This window comes from Pseudomonas sp. AN-B15 (assembly GCF_019056475.1).
Lineage (GTDB): Bacteria > Pseudomonadota > Gammaproteobacteria > Pseudomonadales > Pseudomonadaceae > Aquipseudomonas > Aquipseudomonas parakoreensis.
This window is the reverse complement of the sequence record NZ_CP049737.1, coordinates 2,734,876-2,751,106: the sequence shown is the minus strand read 5'-3', so window position 1 is coordinate 2,751,106 and position 16,231 is coordinate 2,734,876. Positions and strand designations below refer to the sequence as shown.

Genomic DNA, 16,231 nt, shown 5'->3' with positions numbered 1-16,231 from the left:
CCCGCCACTTCCAGCGCTGCTTTCGTGAACCACGTCCTTGATGTCGCCGAGCAACACGGTTGCGATAGCGACTGGCTGTTGCAACAGACCGGACTCTCACGCGAGCAGTTGTCCGATTCGATTGTGCGCATTCCCATGCACCAACTGCGGACCTTGCTGGAACTGGCGGCGCGCAGCAGCGACCTGCCGCATTTCGGTCTGCTGGTCGGCGCCGCCGTGCGCCCCGGCACCTACGGCGTACTGGGTTATGTGCTGATGACCAGTGCGACGCTCGGCGAGTCGCTGAACATGATTCTGCGGTTCGGCAAGATCGTTTATGACAGCCCGTCCAGCCAGACCCGGATCGTCATCGGCGACGGCCGCGTGACCCTCGAAGATCAGCGCATCAATGAACTGGAGCCTTACTGCGCCCTGCATCAGGAAACGTTAATGGCTGGATGGGCGGCGTTCGGTCGCTGGTTGATCGCCAGCAACTCGCCGATGCTGGAGGTCAGAATGAGGCATCCGGCGCTCGGCGAGCCGGCACTCTACGAAGCGTTTTTTGGTTGTCCGGTGCAGTTCGAAGCCGGGAGCAATGCGCTGGTGTTCGCCGAATCGACCCTCTCGTCACGCATTCAGGGCGCCGACCCGCGCATGCATCGCAGCATGCTGCTGGAGGCCGACTGGCAGCTGTGTCTGTCGTACCCGGCATTTTCCGTGACCGACCGTTTGCGCGCCTTGCTCACCGAACAGTTGCCGACCGGCGATTTCAGCCTGAAAAGCCTGGCCCGGCAGTTGGCGATTTCGCCGCGCACCTTGCAACGCAAACTGGCGGCGGAAGGGGAAAATTTCAATCAGGTGCTGGAAACCATGCGCATGGAACTGGCCGACCATTACCTGCGCCGCACCGAGACCAGCATCATGAACATCGCCCTGATGCTGGGTTACTCGCAGGCCAGTTCTTTCAGCCATTCCTTCCGTCAGGCGCGCGGGATTTCGCCGGTGGATTACCGCAAGTTGCTGCGCGCCAGATAAGCCCGATCACGGTTTCAGCTCCAGCAGCGGCTGGCCCTTTTTCACCACATAGGTTGCCAGTTCCACACCGTGGTCCTGGCCGACGTTCCTCGCCACATGAGCAACACCTGCCGGGATGAACAGCGAGTCCCCGGCTTTTAGCGTGACCGCCGGGCGCCCCTCCAGTTGATACTCCAGCGTGCCGCTGAGCACGTGCGCCACCTCGACGCCGGGATGCGCATGCCGCGGCGCGGTGACACCCGGCTCGAAATCGATACGTGCCTGTATCAACTCGCGATCCGCGTCACCCAGGTCCTGACGCATCAGCTCGGTACGGCTCAAGCCCTGTTGCCAGCTCATGGCCTGAGCCTCCGCCGCCTGCGCCAGACCGGTGAATGAAACCAGTGCGGCCACAGTGGCCAGAATCAGTGTGCGTTGCATGCAGTTGCCCTCTCGACAGTGGTGGTGTGAAGGCCTGCACTGTGAGCGCCGGGTGTAGCGCCGATGTGTCGAAAAACCCGGGTTTGGTCTCGCCGTGTATCGTGCGCACCGCTGAATACACGGCCGTACAAAACGCACCGGCTGTGTATCACTGTGTGTACAGACGCCCCGGCGATACATGAACTTGAATCACCGCGTTTTTTCGACATGGGCCAGATACGTCCCGGCGTTCCAATGCCTGCAAGGTTTGCCGGGCTCAGCCCGCACCTGCCCCCGACAGGTTTGCCAAGGAGACTTCAGCATGAAAAACGCAGCATTCAACCGTATGAACATCCTCGCCGTGACGCTGTTCGGCGCGCTGGCGGCGACGCAAATGCCAACGGCCGCCGCCGCGCAGCCGGCAACCGGCGACCACAACGTCAGCTATGCCGCCCCCTCGCCGTTCGGCCCGCTCAAGCATGTGCAGGCCGGGCTGCTGGATGTGGCCTACGCCGAAACCGGTCCGGCGCAGGGGCCGGTGGTGATTCTGCTGCACGGTTGGCCGTACGACATTCACAGTTACGACGAAGTCGCGCCGTTGCTGGCCGCCAAGGGTTATCGGGTGTTGATGCCGTATGCGCGGGGTTATGGCGACACGCATTTCCTCTCGGAGCAGACACTGCGCAACGGTCAGCCGGCGGCACTGGCCAGCGACGTGATCGACTTCATGGATGCGCTGAATATCCAGCAAGCGGTACTCGGTGGCTACGACTGGGGCGCGCGGTCGGCGGACATCGTTTCGGCGTTGTGGCCGGAGCGGGTCAAGGCATTGGTCTCGGTCAGCGGCTACCTGATCGGCAATCAGGCTGCCGGGCAGAATCCATTGCCGCCCAAGGCCGAATTGCAATGGTGGTATCAGTTCTACTTCGCCACTGAACGTGGCCGTGACGGTTACCGGAAAAACACCCACGACTTCGCCAGACTGATCTGGCAGCTCGCCTCGCCGAAGTGGGCGTTCGATGACGCCACGTTCGACCGCAGCGCCAAAGCGCTGGAGAACCCCGATCACGTCGCGATCACCGTGTTCAACTACCGCTGGCGTCTGGGCCTGGTGCAGGGCGAACCGCGATACGCAGCGCTGGAACAGAAACTCGCCAGCGCCCCGTCGATCAGCGTGCCGACCATCACCCTCGAGGGCGATGCCAACGGCGCGCCGCACCCGGCGCCCGAGGATTACGCCAAGCGTTTCACCGGCAAGTACCAGTTCCGCCTGATCAACGGCGGCATCGGCCACAACCTGCCGCAGGAATATCCGCAGGCGTTCGCCCAGGCAGTGATCGACGCCGATCACCTCTGAGACCGAAGGCAGAAAACGCCTCGGTCTACTTGACCAGGCGTTTTTCCCTGGACGGTCGATACCCGAAAAACGCGCTGTAGCATTTGCTGAAATGGCTCGGCGAAACGAAACCACAGGCCACCAGCACTTCCATCTGCGACAGCTCGGTGTGCTGCAACAGGCGCCGGGCTTCAGTGATGCGCAATTCCAGGTAATAGCGTTGCGGCGTGGTGCCCAACTGCTCCTTGAACAAACGCTCCAGCTGGCGCCGCGAGCGCCCGGCGTACACCGCCAGTTGCTCCAGCTCCAGCGGCTCTTCGAGGTTGGCGTCCATCAGTTTGACCACTTCGCGCAAGGGAGCGCTGACGCAGAGGTTTTCATCCGGTTTGATCCGCCGATAGCGCGACTCCTCGAACGCCAGGATGTCCTCGATACCCTCGACCAGCGCCTTGCCGTGCAGGCCCTTGATCCAGTCCAGCGCCATGTGGAATGCGCCGGACGGGCTCGACGCCGTGAGCCGGTCGCGATCAATCACATAAGGCTCGCTGCTGACCTGAGTGGCCTTGGCAATTTCCGTGAGCGCCGGACGGTGTTCCGGATGAATCGCGCAACGGTAACCATCGAGCAGGCCGGCCCGCCCGAGAAACCACGCACCGTTCCACAATCCAGCCAGACTGACACCGCGTTCCGCTGCCGTGCGCAGCAGGCTGATCAACTCTTCGCTGGCCTTAAGCTCAGTGCGGTAACCGCCACACACCACCAGCAAGTCCAGATCCGCAAGGCTGGCGGCGTCAATCCGCGCATCCGGGCGAATCACCAACCCCAGGTCGCTGATCACCTCTCCCTCGCCCAGCCCGAACGTACGCGAGCTGAACAGTCCGGCGCGCAACAGATTGGCGGTGATAATCGTGTCCAGCGTCTGGGTGAAGGCCGGCAGCGAAAAATGCTCCAGCAACAGAAAACCGGTGCGGGTGATGCGGGTCTCGGCGGCTTGCTCATTCAGATAGCGGAGGTTTTTGCCCTTCATGCCTCCGCTGAATTGACGTCGTTCGATCAAGGTCTGGCCCATCGGTCATGTTGTTATGCGCCGATAGTTGGCTCGATGGGCCAAAGAGTCAATCACGCTTGCGGCTGATCACACACCTCGGTGAGCAATGACCGGCGCATGTTGCGCCATCAGCTCGACGATCCAGTCAATGAACACCCGCAGTTTCAGGCTGACATGCCGGTTCGGCGGGTACGCCACGTAGAGCGGCATCGGCTCGAGTTGCCAGTCCTCGAACAGCGGCACCAACTCACCCCGAGCCTGATGCGCGTGCGACATGTACCGGGGCAACCACAGCACGCCCATGCCGGCCAGCCCTGCCGCAAGGTAGGCGTTACCGTCATCGACGGCCAATACGTGGCGACCCTTGATCTGCAGGTGTTCGCTGCCATTGCGCAAGGCGTAAGGCACGGGTTTGCCGGTGCGCGCCCAAAGAAAGCCGACCACCCGATGATGGGAGTCCTCCAGCTCGCGGGGATGCTGCGGCGTGCCGGCGCGGGCCAGGTAACTCGGCGCGGCGAAGACCCCGAGCTGCAGGTCGGCCACCCGCCGGGCCATCAGTGACTGATCGAGCAATTCACCGCCGCGCACCACGCAATCGACATTCTCATCGATGATGTCGACGATGCGGTCACTGACACCCATGTCGATCTGGATATCCGGATAACGCGCATGAAACTCAGGCAATGCCGGCAGCAGAATCAGTCTCGCCAGCGGGCTCGGCACATCGACGCGCAAGCGCCCTCTGGGCAATGCCGAGGCGCCGGACAGACTGGTTTCGGCGTCGTCCATGTCGGCCAACAGTTTGATCACTCGCTCGTAATAGATCGCACCGTCGGCCGTGACGTTGACCTTGCGCGTGGTGCGGTTGAGCAACTTGACCCGCAGGCGTGCCTCCAACTGCTGCACCAGTTGCGTCACCGTGGTCTTGCTCATGTGCAAGGTCTCGGCGGCCTTGGTGAAACTGCCCGCCTCGACCACTCGGGCGAACGCCTGCATTGCATCGAAACGGTCCACTTCGCGCCCTCTGATTGTTTGGAAAATGCAAACAGTGAACGCCAAGGTTGCGCGTTTATCGCCCCTGCGCAAGCCCCTAAAGTCACTCCATCAACAATCACCAAACAATGATGGAGACACCCATGACCCAACGCGACGTTGTTTTCCCGCCTGCCCGCCATGCGCTTTACGAGCGTCATCGTTATTCACCGGCCATTCGTTCCAACGGTTTTCTGTTCGTCTCCGGGCAAGTCGGCAGTCGTGAAGACGGTTCGCCGGAGCCGGATCTGCAGGACCAGGTACGCCTGGCCTTCAACAACCTCAATGCGATCCTCGAGGCCGCCGGTTGCAGCTTCGCCGATGCGGTGGACGTCACGGTGTTCATGATCGATCCGCAAGCGACCTTCGAAACCATCTGGGCAGTGGTCCCGGAATTCTGGGGCAGCGCGCCGTATCCGACGATTACCGCGGTCGGCGTGACCTGGCTGGCCGGGTTTCAATTCGAGATCAAGGTGATTGCCAGACTGCCGGAAAATCCTGCAGCGTAACCTCGGGTAAAACATCCCCGGACACCGCTGCTGGCCTTTCACGGCGCGGCTGCGTATAACCTCGCCGTTTCGTCTAACCTGATTGAGCGCCCGGGCGCGACACCGCGCCCGGCGGCGCTTAGAATGCGACGCTCATGAAACGGAGATTTCCATGCTCAAACGAACCCTGGCACTGACTGCTGGTCTGGCCCTGTCTTTTTCTGCTTTGGTGGCGCATGCCGCCGATGTGTTGCGGGTCAGTGCAATTCCCGATGAAGCCCCGACCGAATTGCTGCGCAAATTCGAACCGCTGGGGGCCTATCTGGAGCAGCAACTGGGCATGAAAGTGCAGTTCGTTCCGGTGGCCGACTACCCGGCAGTGGTGGAAGCGCTGGCGACCGATCGCCTCGACATGGCCTGGCTGGGCGGTTTCACTTTCGTTCAGGCACGCCTGAAGACCGACGCCACCACCCCGGTGATTCCGTTGGTGCAGCGCGAGCAGGATGCGCAGTTCACCAGCAAGTTCATCACTGCCGACCCGAACGTGAAGAGCCTGGCCGACCTCAAGGGCAAGACCTTTGCCTTCGGCTCGGTGTCGTCGACCTCCGGCAGCCTGATGCCGCGTTACTTCATGCTGAAGAACGACAACATCAAGCCTGAAGCCTATTTCAGCCGTGTCGCCTACTCCGGTGCGCACGACGCCACCGTCGCCTGGGTCCAGGCCGGCAAGGTCGATGCCGGTGTGTTGAACGCCAGCGTCTGGCAGAAACTGGTGGACGCCGGCAAGGTCGATACCAGCAAGGTGCATGTGTTCGCCACGACCCCGGCCTACTTCGATTACAACTGGACCGTGCGCGGCACCCTCGACCCGGCGCTGGCGGCGAAGATCAAGAAAGCCTTCCTCGACCTCGACCCGGCCAACCCGGAGCAGAAGAAGATTCTTGATCTGCAGGCGGCCAGCCGTTTCATCGACACCAAGCCCGAGAACTACAAGGGCATCGAGGAAGCTGCTCGCGCCGCCGATCTGTTGAAATGACCCTGAGCCTCAAACAAGGCCGCCTGCACCACGCCAATGGGGTCGACGCACTACGTGGCGTCGACCTGCAGATTGCGGCGGGTGAACAGGTGGCGATCATCGGTCCGTCCGGGGCCGGTAAATCCAGCCTGTTGAACCTGCTCGCCACCGCGTTGCGCCCCAGCAGCGGTGAAATCGAGGTACTGGGCGAACGTCCCTGGCACCTCCCCGCCCGTCAACGGCAACGTCTGCGTGCGCGCATCGGACTGGTGCACCAAGCACCCCCGCTGCCGCCGCGCCAACGCGTGGTGACGGCGGTGCTGGCCGGCAAACTCGGGCAGTGGAGCCTGGGCAAGAGCCTGCTCAATCTGCTGCATCCGACGGATATTCCCGGTGCCCGTGCCGCCCTCGCCCGCCTGGATCTGGGCGACAAACTCTTCGCTTACTGCCAGCAATTGTCCGGCGGCCAATTGCAGCGCGTGGGCATTGCGCGGGTGCTGTATCAGGCACCGGAGATTCTGCTGGCGGACGAACCGGTGTCGGCGATGGACCCGGTGCTCGCCGGGCACACCCTGTCGATCCTCTCCCAGCATGCCCGGGCGCACAACGTCACGCTGGTGGCGAGCCTGCACGCGGTGGAACTGGCGCTGGCGCACTTTCCGCGCATCATCGGCTTGCGCGACGGCCAGATCCTGTTTGACAGCCCGGCCGAGCAGGTCAGCCGCGAAATGCTCGACACGCTGTACGCCAATGAGCAATTGCAAAGCCCGACGACGCCCAGTGCGCCGCTGATTGTGCAGATCCCGCGATGCTGACGGCTGATTCCCGCGACCCGGCCGCTGCGCCGCGACTGCTGCTGACCCTGCTGGCGATTGCCCTGCTGTGGCCGGGCATCCAGCTCAGCGAACTGGACCTTGGCGTGCTGCTGCACAGCGACAGCCAGACCGAAATGGGCCGCTTCATTTCCGGGTTCTGGCCTCCGGCGCACGACCACGATTTTCTCCAGTTACTGCTCAAGGCCACCCTGCAAACCCTGGCCATCGCCACCGCCGGCATGGCGTTGGCGTTGCTGCTGGCGGTGCCGGCCAGCCTGATAGCCAGCCGCGCGCTGTCGTTGTCGGCGGCGTCCCGCAGCGGCATTCCCAGTCGGCTCGGGCGCTTGCTGCGTTGGCCGGTGCGCGGACTGCTGATCTTCTTGCGCAGCGTGCCGGAAATCGTCTGGGCGCTGCTGTTCGTGCGTGCCGTGGGCCTCGGCCCGGCGGCGGGTGTACTGGCGATCGCGATCACCTACAGCGGCATGCTCGGCAAGGTCTACGCGGAAATCTTCGAGTCCACCGACCAACGTCCGGCGCATGCCTTGATGCAAGCCGGCAGCGGACGGCTCGCCGGTTTTGCCTACGGAATCCTGCCCAATGTCGCGGCGGAGTTGCTGTCGTACACGGTGTATCGCTGGGAGTGCGCGATTCGTGCCTCGGTGGTGATGGGGTTTGTCGGTGCCGGTGGCCTCGGCCAGCAGATCGACCTGTCGTTGCGCATGTTCGCCAGCGGTGAAGTGGCAAGCATGTTGCTGACGTTCCTGATTCTGGTGCTCGGTGCCGATCAACTCAGCCGCCTGCTGCGCTGGAGGCTGACATGAGTCGCCTGATCAATCTGTTGCTGATCGTCGGCATTGGCGTCGCGGTGATCGCCTCGTTCGGCTACCTCGAACTCGACCTCGGTGAACTGGGCAGCGCCACCAGCTTCAAGCAGATGGGGGCCTACGCGCAGCGCTTTCTCAGCCCGGACCTGAGCGCCTCGCATTTGCAGGCGATCCTCAAGGGCGCGCTGGAAACCCTCGCCATGTCGGCCCTCGGCACCCTGCTCGCGGCCGTGTTCGGCATTCTCCTCGCGCTGCCTGCGGCCGGGCGTTTCGGCTGGCCGTTGCAAAGCGCTTCGCGCCTGTTGCTCAATGGTTTGCGGGCGATTCCGGAACTGGTGTGGGCGGCGCTGATGGTGCTCGCCGCCGGCCTCGGGCCGAATGCCGGCACTCTGGCGCTGGCCTTGCACACCACTGGCGTGCTCGGTCGACTGTTCGCCGAAGCGCTGGAAAATACCCCGCCGGAACCGGCCGAAGCGATCCGTTTGCAAGGCGGCAATCCCGTGCTCGCCTTCTGCTACGGCACCCTGCCCAACCTCGCCCCGCAATTGCTCGCCTATTGCCTGTATCGCTGGGAAAACAACATCCGCATGGCCAGCGTGCTGGGCTTCGTCGGGGCCGGTGGTTTGGGGCAGATGCTGTATGTCAGCCTCAGCCTGTTTCAGGAAGCGCAGGCCAGTACGGTGATTCTGGCGATGCTGATTCTGGTGCTGGGCGTGGATTCGCTGAGTGCCTGGAGCCGGCAGCGCTGGATCAAGGCCTGACAGGCAAGCCTCACTGCGCCGTCGCCAATCGATACTGGCGCGGGGTGAATCCGGTCGAGGCCTTGAACTGCCGGGTGAAGGCGCTGTGGTCGGTATAGCCGCACTGCAGCGCCACCTCGGTGATCGGCAACTCGCCGTGCAACAGCCGATGCGCGTGCTCAAGACGCACTTTCTGGATCATCTGCCGCGGCGTCAGGTGGAACACCCGTTTGCAGTAACGCTCCAGTTGCGCCACTGAAATACCGGCGATGCGCGTCAGTTCGCTCAGGCTGACGCGCTGATTGAAGTTCGCCCGAATGTACTCGTCCACCGCCGCCAGACGCTGATACGCCGGATGGGTTTCGCTGGCGGTTTGCAGGTCGACGGAAATGCCCGCCAGGCCAATGATCCGGTTATCACGATCGTACAGCGGACGCTTGTGGGTCAGGCACCAGCCGGGTTCGCGGCTGCCGTACAAATGCAGCTCCAGCTGATCCTCCAGCACCAATCCCTCTTCCAGCACGCGCCGATCCTGCTCGGTGTAGCCCGGGCCAAGTTGCGCCGGAAACACTTCGGCGCTGGTCTTGCCGAGTAACGGTCGCAGGTCTTTCAAACCGCAGCGCTGCACCAGCGTCTGGTTAGCCATGACGTAGCGCGCCTGCGGATCCTTGATGAAGATTGCCGCGTTGGGAATCACATCCAGCATGGGTAACAGCAGCGCCATGCTGGCGAGCAGATCGTCGAGGCATTGCGCTCGGCTCGCCTCGTTCTGCTGGCTCAGGATCGCAAACGCATTCTGCGTCATGACTGTCACTCCCCACTGTGCGCATTGGCTTGCGCGCAGATTGCCCGATGGCTGGCAGCCTGTCGAGCCGGGCCTTTGCCGTGGGCCATTGTGCTGATTTCGTCATCGACACCGGCAAAAAACATCAATCGCGCAGCGCCTGACAAGTTCACTGTAGCGCCACTGCACGCCCCTCCAACAACCAACAAGAAGGCGACGCTATGACAGGCCAAGGCAAGTTCAAGAAACAACTTTCACTGATAGACCTCACGTTCATCGGACTGGGGGCGATCTTCGGTTCAGGCTGGTTGTTCGCGGCCAGTCATGTGTCCGCCATCGCCGGCCCGGCGGGGATCTTTTCCTGGCTGCTCGGTGGTTTCGCCGTGTTGCTGCTGGGCATCGTCTACTGCGAATTGGGCGCTGCGCTGCCCCGTGCCGGCGGCGTGGTGCGTTACCCGGTTTACTCCCACGGCCCGCTGCTCGGTTATCTGATGGGCTTCATTACGCTGATCGCGTTTTCCAGTCTGGTGGCGATCGAGGTGGTCGCCTCGCGGCAATATGCAGCAGCGTGGTTTCCCGAGTTGACCAAGGTCGGCTCCAGCGACCCGACCGTGCTCGGCTGGTTCGTGCAGTTCGGGTTGTTGTGTCTGTTTTTCCTGCTCAATTACCGCAGCGTGAAGACCTTCGCCATGGCCAACAATCTGGTCAGCGTGTTCAAGTTCATCGTGCCGCTGCTGGTGATCGGCGTGTTGTTCAGCTTCTTCAAACCGGCGAATTTCGAAGTGCACGGCTTTGCGCCGTTCGGCCTGTCCGGGATCGAAATGGCCGTGTCGGCCGGCGGGGTGATCTTCGCGTATCTGGGCCTGACACCGATCATTTCGGTGGCCAGTGAAGTGAAGAACCCGCAACGCACGATTCCGACTGCGCTGATCCTGTCGGTGCTGCTCTCCACCGCGATCTACGTGCTGCTGCAGACCGCGTTCCTCGGCGGTATCCCGACCGAAATGCTCGCCAATGGCTGGGCCGGTGTCGCCAAGGAACTGGCCCTGCCGTATCGCGACATCGCGTTGGCACTGGGCGTCGGCTGGCTGGCATACCTGGTGGTGGCGGACGCGGTGATCTCGCCCAGCGGTTGCGGCAACATTTACATGAATGCCACGCCGCGAGTGATCTACGGCTGGGCGCAGACCGGGACCTTCTTCAAGATCTTCACCCGCATCGATGAAAAATCCGGCATCCCGCGCCCCGCGCTGTGGCTGACCTTTGGCCTGTCGGTGTTCTGGACCCTGCCGTTTCCGTCGTGGGAAGCGCTGATCAACGTGGTTTCCGCCGCGCTGGTATTGAGCTACGCCGTGGCCCCGGTGTCGGTGGCCGCCCTGCGCCGCAGCGCGCCGGGCATGCCGCGTCCGTTCCGGGTCAAGGGCATGAATGTGCTCGGGCCACTGTCGTTCATCATCGCCGCGCTGATCGTCTACTGGTCGGGTTGGGGCACCGTGTCGTGGTTGCTCGGCCTGCAAATCCTGATGTTCGTGATCTACCTGCTGTGTGGTCGCCTGGTGCCGACCGCGCACCTGAATCTGGGCCAGCAAGTGCGCTCATCGGCGTGGCTGATCGGCTTCTACGCGCTGACCATCCTCCTCTCCAAACTCGGCAGTTTCGGCGGTATCGGCGTGCTCAGTCATCCGTTCGACACCGTGATCGTCGCGGCCTGCGCACTGGGCATCTACTACTGGGGCGCGGCCACCGGCGTACCGGCACACCTGATTCGTCTGGAAACCGAAGACGACGAAAGTGAAGCCGTTGAATCCTCCACCCGTTCGGCAACGGGCCAACGCCCGGCGCACGCCTGATATTCACTGAAGGGACGCGTTCATGAAACGACTGCACATCATCGACTCCCACACCGGCGGCGAACCCACGCGTCTGGTGATGAAAGGCTTTCCCGACCTGCCCGGCAACAGCATCGCCGAGCAGCGCGATGCCTTGCGCGAAAGCTACGACCAATGGCGCCGCGCCTGCCTGCTGGAACCGCGCGGCAACGACGTGCTGGTCGGCGCGCTGTACTGCGCGCCGGTCTCGCCGGACGCCACCTGCGGGGTGATTTTCTTCAACAACGCCGGTTACCTCGGCATGTGCGGGCACGGCACCATCGGCCTGGTCAACTCGCTGCATTACCTGGGCCGCATCGAACCGGGCGTGCACACGATCGACACTCCGGTCGGGCCGGTCAGCGCGACCCTGCACGAGGACGGCGCGGTAACCCTGGGCAACGTCCCGGCGTACCGCTATCGCAAACAGGTGCCGGTGGACGTGCCCGGCCACGGCCGCGTGTTCGGCGATATCGCCTGGGGCGGCAACTGGTTTTTCCTGGTTTCCGAACACGGCCAGGACCTGCAGATGAGCAACGTCGAAGCCCTCACTGATTACACCTGGGCGATGCTCAAGGCCCTGGAAGCCCAGGGCATTCATGGCGAGGACGGCGCGCTGATCGATCACGTCGAACTGTTCGCCGACGATGCCAAGGCCGACAGCCGCAATTTCGTCATGTGCCCAGGCAAGGCCTACGACCGCTCGCCCTGCGGCACCGGCACCAGCGCCAAACTGGCCTGCCTGGCCGCCGACGGCAAACTCGCCGAAGGCCAGGTCTGGACGCAAGCGAGCATCACCGGCAGCCAGTTCGAAGGGCGCTTCGAATGGCACGGCGAGCGCGTACGCCCGTTCATTACCGGTCGCGCCTACATGACCGCCGACGCCACCCTGCTGATCGACGAGCAGGACCCTTTCGCGTGGGGCATCTGACCTGCCCCGCTTTTTTACCGATCTGAATGAATGTCCCGAGGAGCTACAACAATGAGCGATAACATCTTCACTGGCTGCATTCCCGCGCTGATGACCCCGTGCACCGCCGCACGCAAACCGGACTTCGACGCCTTGGTCGCCAAAGGTCGCGAACTGATCGATATCGGCATGAGCGCGGTGGTTTACTGCGGCTCGATGGGCGACTGGCCGTTGCTGACCGAGGCCGAACGTCAGGAAGGCGTGGCGCGGCTGGTGGCCGCCGGGGTACCAACCATCGTCGGCACTGGCGCGGTCAACAGCCGTGAAGCGGTGTCCCACGCCGCGCACGCTGCAAAAGTCGGCGCCCATGGCCTGATGGTGATTCCACGCGTGCTGTCCCGTGGTGCTTCGGCGACTGCGCAAAAAGCCCACTTCGCCGCGATCCTCAAGGCCGCACCGAACCTGCCGGCGGTGATCTACAACAGCCCTTACTACGGCTTCGCCACCCGCGCCGAGCTGTTCTTCGAGCTGCGCCGAGAGTACCCGAACCTGATCGGTTTCAAGGAGTTCGGCGGCGGCGCCGACTTGCGCTACGCCGCCGAGAACATCACCTCGCAGGACGATGCCGTGACCCTGATGGTCGGCGTCGATACGCAAGTGGTTCACGGTTTCGTCAACTGCAACGCCACCGGCGCGATCACCGGCATCGGCAACGCTTTGCCGCGCGAAGTGCTGCAACTGGTGGCGCTGAGCAAACAAGCGGCCAAGGGCGATGCCAAGGCCCGGCGTCTGGCGCGCGAACTGGAAGCAGCGCTGGCAGTGCTGTCGTCGTTCGATGAAGGCTGCGATCTGGTGCTGTATTACAAGCACCTGATGGTGCTCAACGGCGACCGCGAATACGCCCTGCACTTCAACGAAACCGACGCCTTGAGCGATGCCCAGCGTCGTTACGCCGAGACCCAGTACGCGCTGTTCCGTCAGTGGTACAAAAACTGGTCCGCCGAGCAGAACCTCGCCTGATCGCAGTCCCTGCCCCGGTGCGATATCGGGGCCTCACCTCTTTTATCAAGGAAGCGCCATGACTCTGACAGGCCACATGTTGATCGGCGGCCACGCCATTGCCGGCAGCCGTGAAGCGATCCGTGCGATCAATCCCGCCACCGATACGGTGCTGGAACCCGCGTACGCCGGGGGCAGCAGCGAGCAGGTCGACCAGGCCTGCAAACTCGCGTGGCAAGCGTTTGATCCATATCGCGAGACGTCCCTCAGTGCTCGCGCCGAATTTCTCGAAACCATCGCCAATGAGATCGAAGCCCTCGGTGATGCGCTGATTGACCGCGCCGTGGCCGAAACCGGCCTGCCGCGCGCACGGATTCAAGGCGAACGCGGACGCACCTGCGGACAATTGCGCACGTTTGCCCGCACCGTCCGCGCTGGCGAATGGCTGGACGTTCGCGTCGATCAGTCACAACCACAACGTCAGCCACTGCCACGCGCGGATCTGCGCCAGCGGCAGATTGCGCTGGGGCCGGTGGCCGTGTTTGGTGCGAGCAACTTTCCGCTGGCGTTCTCCGTGGCAGGCGGCGACACCGCTTCGGCGCTGGCCGCCGGTTGCCCGGTGATCGTCAAGGCGCACAGCGCGCATCCCGGCACAAGCGAACTGGTCGGCCAAGCGCTGGCTCGCGCCGTGAAAAAGTGCGCGTTGCCCGAAGGTGTGTTCTCCCTGCTGTTCGGTTCCGGCAATGAAGTGGGGATTGCGCTGATCAGCGATTGGCGCATCAGGGCTGTGGGTTTCACCGGCTCGCGCAGTGGCGGCCTTGCCTTGAGCCGAGCGGCGCAGGCACGGCCGGAACCGATTCCGGTGTACGCGGAAATGAGTTCGATCAATCCAGTGTTGTTGTTTCCCGCAGCGCTCGCCGCTCGCGGTGAGGCGTTGGCGCAAGGCTTTGTCGCCTCGCTGACTCAGGGCGCCGGGCAGTTCTGCACCAATCCCGGGTTGGTCATCGCTCGCCAAGGCGCGGCGCTGGACGCTTTCATCGCCGCTGCCGCCGAGCTGATCGAGCGCAGCCCCGCGCAGACCATGCTCACGCCAGGGATCTTCCGCGCGTATGAAACTGGCGCCGGCGCGCTGGCCGAACATCCGCAGGCACAACGCCTGGCGAGCGGTCTTGCAGCTGAAGGCCCTAATCAGTGTCAAGCGCAGTTGTTCCTCACTCAGGCGCAGAACGTCCTCGCTGACGTGCGCCTGCAAAGTGAAATTTTCGGCCCGGCGTCGCTGATCGTACGTTGCGCCAATGACGATGAAATCCGTCAGGTCTGCGAGCATCTCGAAGGCCAGTTGACCGCCACACTGCAACTGGATGACGCTGATCTGGATCGTGTCCGGGCCTTGTTGCCGACCCTGGAACGCAAGGCCGGACGTTTGCTGGTCAATGGCTGGCCGACCGGGGTCGAAGTGTGTGACGCAATGGTGCATGGCGGGCCGTTTCCGGCCACGTCAGACGCGCGCAGCACCTCGGTCGGCACCGCGGCGATTCTGCGTTTCCTGCGTCCGGTGTGCTATCAGGACTTTCCTGACGGTTTGCTGCCGCTACCGTTGCAACAGGCAAATCCGCTGCACTTGCGGCGCTTGCTCGACGGCCAGAGGGAAGCCTGAACATGCCCGACAACCTCACAGCGGACCACGCCGATATCGCCGTGATCGGTGCCGGCATCATCGGCGTCGCCTGCGCTCTGCAAATGGCGCGTCAGGGTAAACGGGTGGTGGTCATCGACAAGCAGCCGCCCGGTCATGGCGCCTCGTTCGGCAACGCCGGACACTTGGCCACCGAGCAGGTGTTTCCGATTGCCGACGCGTCGATCCTCAAGCGTCTGCCGGCGATGCTGATGGACCCGATGGGCCCGCTGCGACTGGACTGGAAATACCTGCCGTGCGCCGTGCCGTGGTTCACCCGCCTGCTGCTGAACCTGCGTCCGGCGCCGTTCCGGCGCACCATCGCAGGCCTGCGTGCGCTCAACGAAAGCAGTCTGGACGCCTGGAAGCGCCTGCTGCACAGCATCGCCCGCCCCGACCTGCTCAAGGAGGACGGCTCGCTGCTGGTGTTCGAGCGTGCCGAATCGCGACAAGGCGTCGACGCCTTGCAGGCGCGCATGCGTCAGCAGCAGGTGCCGGTGGACTTCTGGTCCGCCAACGTCGTCAGGGAGCGCGCGCCGCAGCTCAGCGAGCAGATTCAGGGCGGGTTGTTCTACCCGCATACTGGGCACTTTCTCGACCCGTATCAGGTGGTGTGTGAACTGGTGAGTGCGGCGAAAACGGCCGGCGTGCAGTTCATTCAGCAGGACGTTCAGGGCGGCCAGTTGCAGGCGCATGGCGTGTCGTTGCTTACCGATCAGGGGCGTTTCAGCGCGCGGCAGGTGCTGATCGCCTGTGGTGCGCATTCGGCAAAGCTCACCGCCGCGCTGACCGGCAAGCAGGTGCCGCTGGACACCGAGCGTGGCTATCACCTGATGTTGCCGCACGAGCACGGGCGCCTGCCGTTTGCGGTCACGTCACTGGAGCGCAAGTTCATCATGACGCCGATGACCGGCGGCCTGCGCCTGGCCGGTACGGTGGAGTTCGCCGGCCTGCAGCGCCCGCCGTTCATGCAGCGCGCCTGGCAATTGCATCGCTTGAGCAAAGGTTTGTTCCGCGATGATTTGAACGCTGAAGACGCGACGCCGTGGATGGGCTTTCGTCCGTCGCTGCCGGACTCGCTGCCGGTCATCGACCAGGTTTGCGACGGCAAGGTGCTGCTCGCCTTCGGCCATCAGCATCTGGGGCTGACGCAGGCGGCGGTGACGGCGCAAATGGTCGCGCAGCTGGTATCCCCTTCGGCAAACGCTGGCTTGCCGGCACAGGAGGCCTATCGACTGGAGCGTTTCTGAGATACCGATGAAACGTTTTTGGTTTCATACTGAG

General features: G+C 63.4%; 16 protein-coding genes. 12 read left to right on the top strand and 4 right to left on the bottom strand.

Going from position 1 to position 16,231, the window contains the following annotated elements; translation table 11 throughout:
* Positions 1 to 24 precede the first annotated feature (24 nt).
* On the top strand, positions 25 to 1,014 hold the full coding sequence (locus tag GTQ41_RS12400; RefSeq protein WP_230679373.1) for an AraC family transcriptional regulator: 990 nt from the start codon (positions 25 to 27) through the stop codon (positions 1,012 to 1,014).
* Between the two features lie 6 nt (positions 1,015 to 1,020).
* On the opposite strand, the gene GTQ41_RS12395 is transcribed toward GTQ41_RS12400, so the two are convergent.
* Positions 1,021 to 1,434, bottom strand: a complete 414-nt coding sequence (locus GTQ41_RS12395; protein WP_047294056.1) for a cupin domain-containing protein — start codon at positions 1,432 to 1,434, stop codon at positions 1,021 to 1,023.
* Positions 1,435 to 1,735: 301 nt separating this feature from the next.
* Here GTQ41_RS12395 and GTQ41_RS12390 point away from each other — a divergent pair, with 301 nt between their 5' ends.
* A complete protein-coding gene (locus GTQ41_RS12390) occupies positions 1,736 to 2,770 on the top strand; it encodes an alpha/beta fold hydrolase (RefSeq protein WP_047294054.1) in 1,035 nt (344 codons plus the stop codon).
* 25 nt (positions 2,771 to 2,795) lie between these two features.
* On the opposite strand, the gene GTQ41_RS12385 is transcribed toward GTQ41_RS12390, so the two are convergent.
* Together GTQ41_RS12385 and GTQ41_RS12380 are read right to left on the bottom strand one after the other, a co-directional pair.
* Positions 2,796 to 3,818: a GlxA family transcriptional regulator gene (locus GTQ41_RS12385; protein ID WP_047294052.1), complete on the bottom strand. Its 1,023-nt coding sequence runs from the start codon at positions 3,816 to 3,818 to the stop codon at positions 2,796 to 2,798.
* Between the two features lie 66 nt (positions 3,819 to 3,884).
* Entirely contained in the window at positions 3,885 to 4,811 is a 927-nt protein-coding gene (locus GTQ41_RS12380) for a LysR family transcriptional regulator (RefSeq protein ID WP_047294051.1), read from the bottom strand.
* A gap of 122 nt (positions 4,812 to 4,933) precedes the next feature.
* Between GTQ41_RS12380 and GTQ41_RS12375 the strand changes: the two genes are divergently transcribed.
* From GTQ41_RS12375 to phnE, 5 genes are all read left to right on the top strand, one after another.
* Positions 4,934 to 5,338, top strand: coding sequence for a RidA family protein (locus GTQ41_RS12375; protein ID WP_047294050.1), 405 nt, complete (start codon positions 4,934 to 4,936; stop codon positions 5,336 to 5,338).
* A 151-nt stretch (positions 5,339 to 5,489) separates the two neighbouring features.
* Entirely contained in the window at positions 5,490 to 6,353 is an 864-nt protein-coding gene (locus tag GTQ41_RS12370) for a putative selenate ABC transporter substrate-binding protein (RefSeq protein WP_041072554.1), read from the top strand.
* Positions 6,350 to 7,147 carry a phosphonate ABC transporter ATP-binding protein gene (locus GTQ41_RS12365; protein ID WP_047294049.1) on the top strand — a complete coding sequence of 266 codons (798 nt, stop codon included), beginning with the start codon at positions 6,350 to 6,352 and terminating at the stop codon, positions 7,145 to 7,147. Before GTQ41_RS12370 ends, GTQ41_RS12365 begins: the two co-directional genes overlap by 4 nt.
* Positions 7,141 to 7,968: an ABC transporter permease gene (locus GTQ41_RS12360; protein WP_047294048.1), complete on the top strand. Its 828-nt coding sequence runs from the start codon at positions 7,141 to 7,143 to the stop codon at positions 7,966 to 7,968. The genes GTQ41_RS12365 and GTQ41_RS12360 overlap by 7 nt, the downstream gene beginning before the upstream one ends.
* Positions 7,965 to 8,732 (top strand): phosphonate ABC transporter, permease protein PhnE, encoded by a 768-nt coding sequence (phnE, locus tag GTQ41_RS12355; protein WP_047294047.1) that lies wholly within the window; start codon positions 7,965 to 7,967, stop codon positions 8,730 to 8,732. The genes GTQ41_RS12360 and phnE overlap by 4 nt, the downstream gene beginning before the upstream one ends.
* Before the next feature lie 10 nt (positions 8,733 to 8,742).
* Here phnE and GTQ41_RS12350 read toward each other — a convergent pair whose 3' ends face one another.
* The gene (locus tag GTQ41_RS12350; RefSeq protein ID WP_047294045.1) at positions 8,743 to 9,516 is read right to left on the bottom strand and encodes an AraC family transcriptional regulator; all 774 of its coding nucleotides are present in this window, start codon (positions 9,514 to 9,516) and stop codon (positions 8,743 to 8,745) included.
* Between the two features lie 200 nt (positions 9,517 to 9,716).
* Here GTQ41_RS12350 and GTQ41_RS12345 point away from each other — a divergent pair, with 200 nt between their 5' ends.
* The 5 genes from GTQ41_RS12345 to GTQ41_RS12325 are packed head-to-tail and all read left to right on the top strand — an operon-like array spanning position 9,717 to position 16,197.
* Entirely contained in the window at positions 9,717 to 11,345 is a 1,629-nt protein-coding gene (locus GTQ41_RS12345) for an APC family permease (RefSeq protein ID WP_047294043.1), read from the top strand.
* Positions 11,346 to 11,367: 22 nt separating this feature from the next.
* A complete protein-coding gene (locus GTQ41_RS12340) occupies positions 11,368 to 12,294 on the top strand; it encodes a 4-hydroxyproline epimerase (protein ID WP_047294041.1) in 927 nt (308 codons plus the stop codon).
* A 51-nt stretch (positions 12,295 to 12,345) separates the two neighbouring features.
* Complete coding sequence (locus tag GTQ41_RS12335; RefSeq protein WP_047294039.1) at positions 12,346 to 13,293, top strand: dihydrodipicolinate synthase family protein; 948 nt, start codon at positions 12,346 to 12,348, stop codon at positions 13,291 to 13,293.
* A gap of 58 nt (positions 13,294 to 13,351) precedes the next feature.
* Positions 13,352 to 14,929 carry an aldehyde dehydrogenase (NADP(+)) gene (locus GTQ41_RS12330; protein ID WP_047294037.1) on the top strand — a complete coding sequence of 526 codons (1,578 nt, stop codon included), beginning with the start codon at positions 13,352 to 13,354 and terminating at the stop codon, positions 14,927 to 14,929.
* A gap of 2 nt (positions 14,930 to 14,931) precedes the next feature.
* Positions 14,932 to 16,197, top strand: coding sequence for an FAD-binding oxidoreductase (locus GTQ41_RS12325; RefSeq protein ID WP_047294035.1), 1,266 nt, complete (start codon positions 14,932 to 14,934; stop codon positions 16,195 to 16,197).
* The last annotated feature ends 34 nt before the right edge of the window (positions 16,198 to 16,231 follow it).

What these genes read in the sequence shown, in the direction of transcription:
- GTQ41_RS12330 (WP_047294037.1), top strand. Translation starts at nt 13,352, where the DNA reads ATGACTCTGACAGGCCACATGTTGATCGGCGGCCACGCCATTGCCGGC.
- GTQ41_RS12390 (WP_047294054.1), top strand. Translation starts at nt 1,736, where the DNA reads ATGAAAAACGCAGCATTCAACCGTATGAACATCCTCGCCGTGACGCTG.
- GTQ41_RS12395 (WP_047294056.1), bottom strand. Translation starts at nt 1,434, where the DNA reads ATGCAACGCACACTGATTCTGGCCACTGTGGCCGCACTGGTTTCATTC.
- phnE (WP_047294047.1), top strand. Translation starts at nt 7,965, where the DNA reads ATGAGTCGCCTGATCAATCTGTTGCTGATCGTCGGCATTGGCGTCGCG.
- GTQ41_RS12385 (WP_047294052.1), bottom strand. Translation starts at nt 3,818, where the DNA reads ATGGGCCAGACCTTGATCGAACGACGTCAATTCAGCGGAGGCATGAAG.
- GTQ41_RS12370 (WP_041072554.1), top strand. Translation starts at nt 5,490, where the DNA reads ATGCTCAAACGAACCCTGGCACTGACTGCTGGTCTGGCCCTGTCTTTT.
- GTQ41_RS12345 (WP_047294043.1), top strand. Translation starts at nt 9,717, where the DNA reads ATGACAGGCCAAGGCAAGTTCAAGAAACAACTTTCACTGATAGACCTC.
- GTQ41_RS12335 (WP_047294039.1), top strand. Translation starts at nt 12,346, where the DNA reads ATGAGCGATAACATCTTCACTGGCTGCATTCCCGCGCTGATGACCCCG.
- GTQ41_RS12325 (WP_047294035.1), top strand. Translation starts at nt 14,932, where the DNA reads ATGCCCGACAACCTCACAGCGGACCACGCCGATATCGCCGTGATCGGT.
- GTQ41_RS12340 (WP_047294041.1), top strand. Translation starts at nt 11,368, where the DNA reads ATGAAACGACTGCACATCATCGACTCCCACACCGGCGGCGAACCCACG.
- GTQ41_RS12360 (WP_047294048.1), top strand. Translation starts at nt 7,141, where the DNA reads ATGCTGACGGCTGATTCCCGCGACCCGGCCGCTGCGCCGCGACTGCTG.
- GTQ41_RS12350 (WP_047294045.1), bottom strand. Translation starts at nt 9,516, where the DNA reads ATGACGCAGAATGCGTTTGCGATCCTGAGCCAGCAGAACGAGGCGAGC.
- GTQ41_RS12375 (WP_047294050.1), top strand. Translation starts at nt 4,934, where the DNA reads ATGACCCAACGCGACGTTGTTTTCCCGCCTGCCCGCCATGCGCTTTAC.
- GTQ41_RS12365 (WP_047294049.1), top strand. Translation starts at nt 6,350, where the DNA reads ATGACCCTGAGCCTCAAACAAGGCCGCCTGCACCACGCCAATGGGGTC.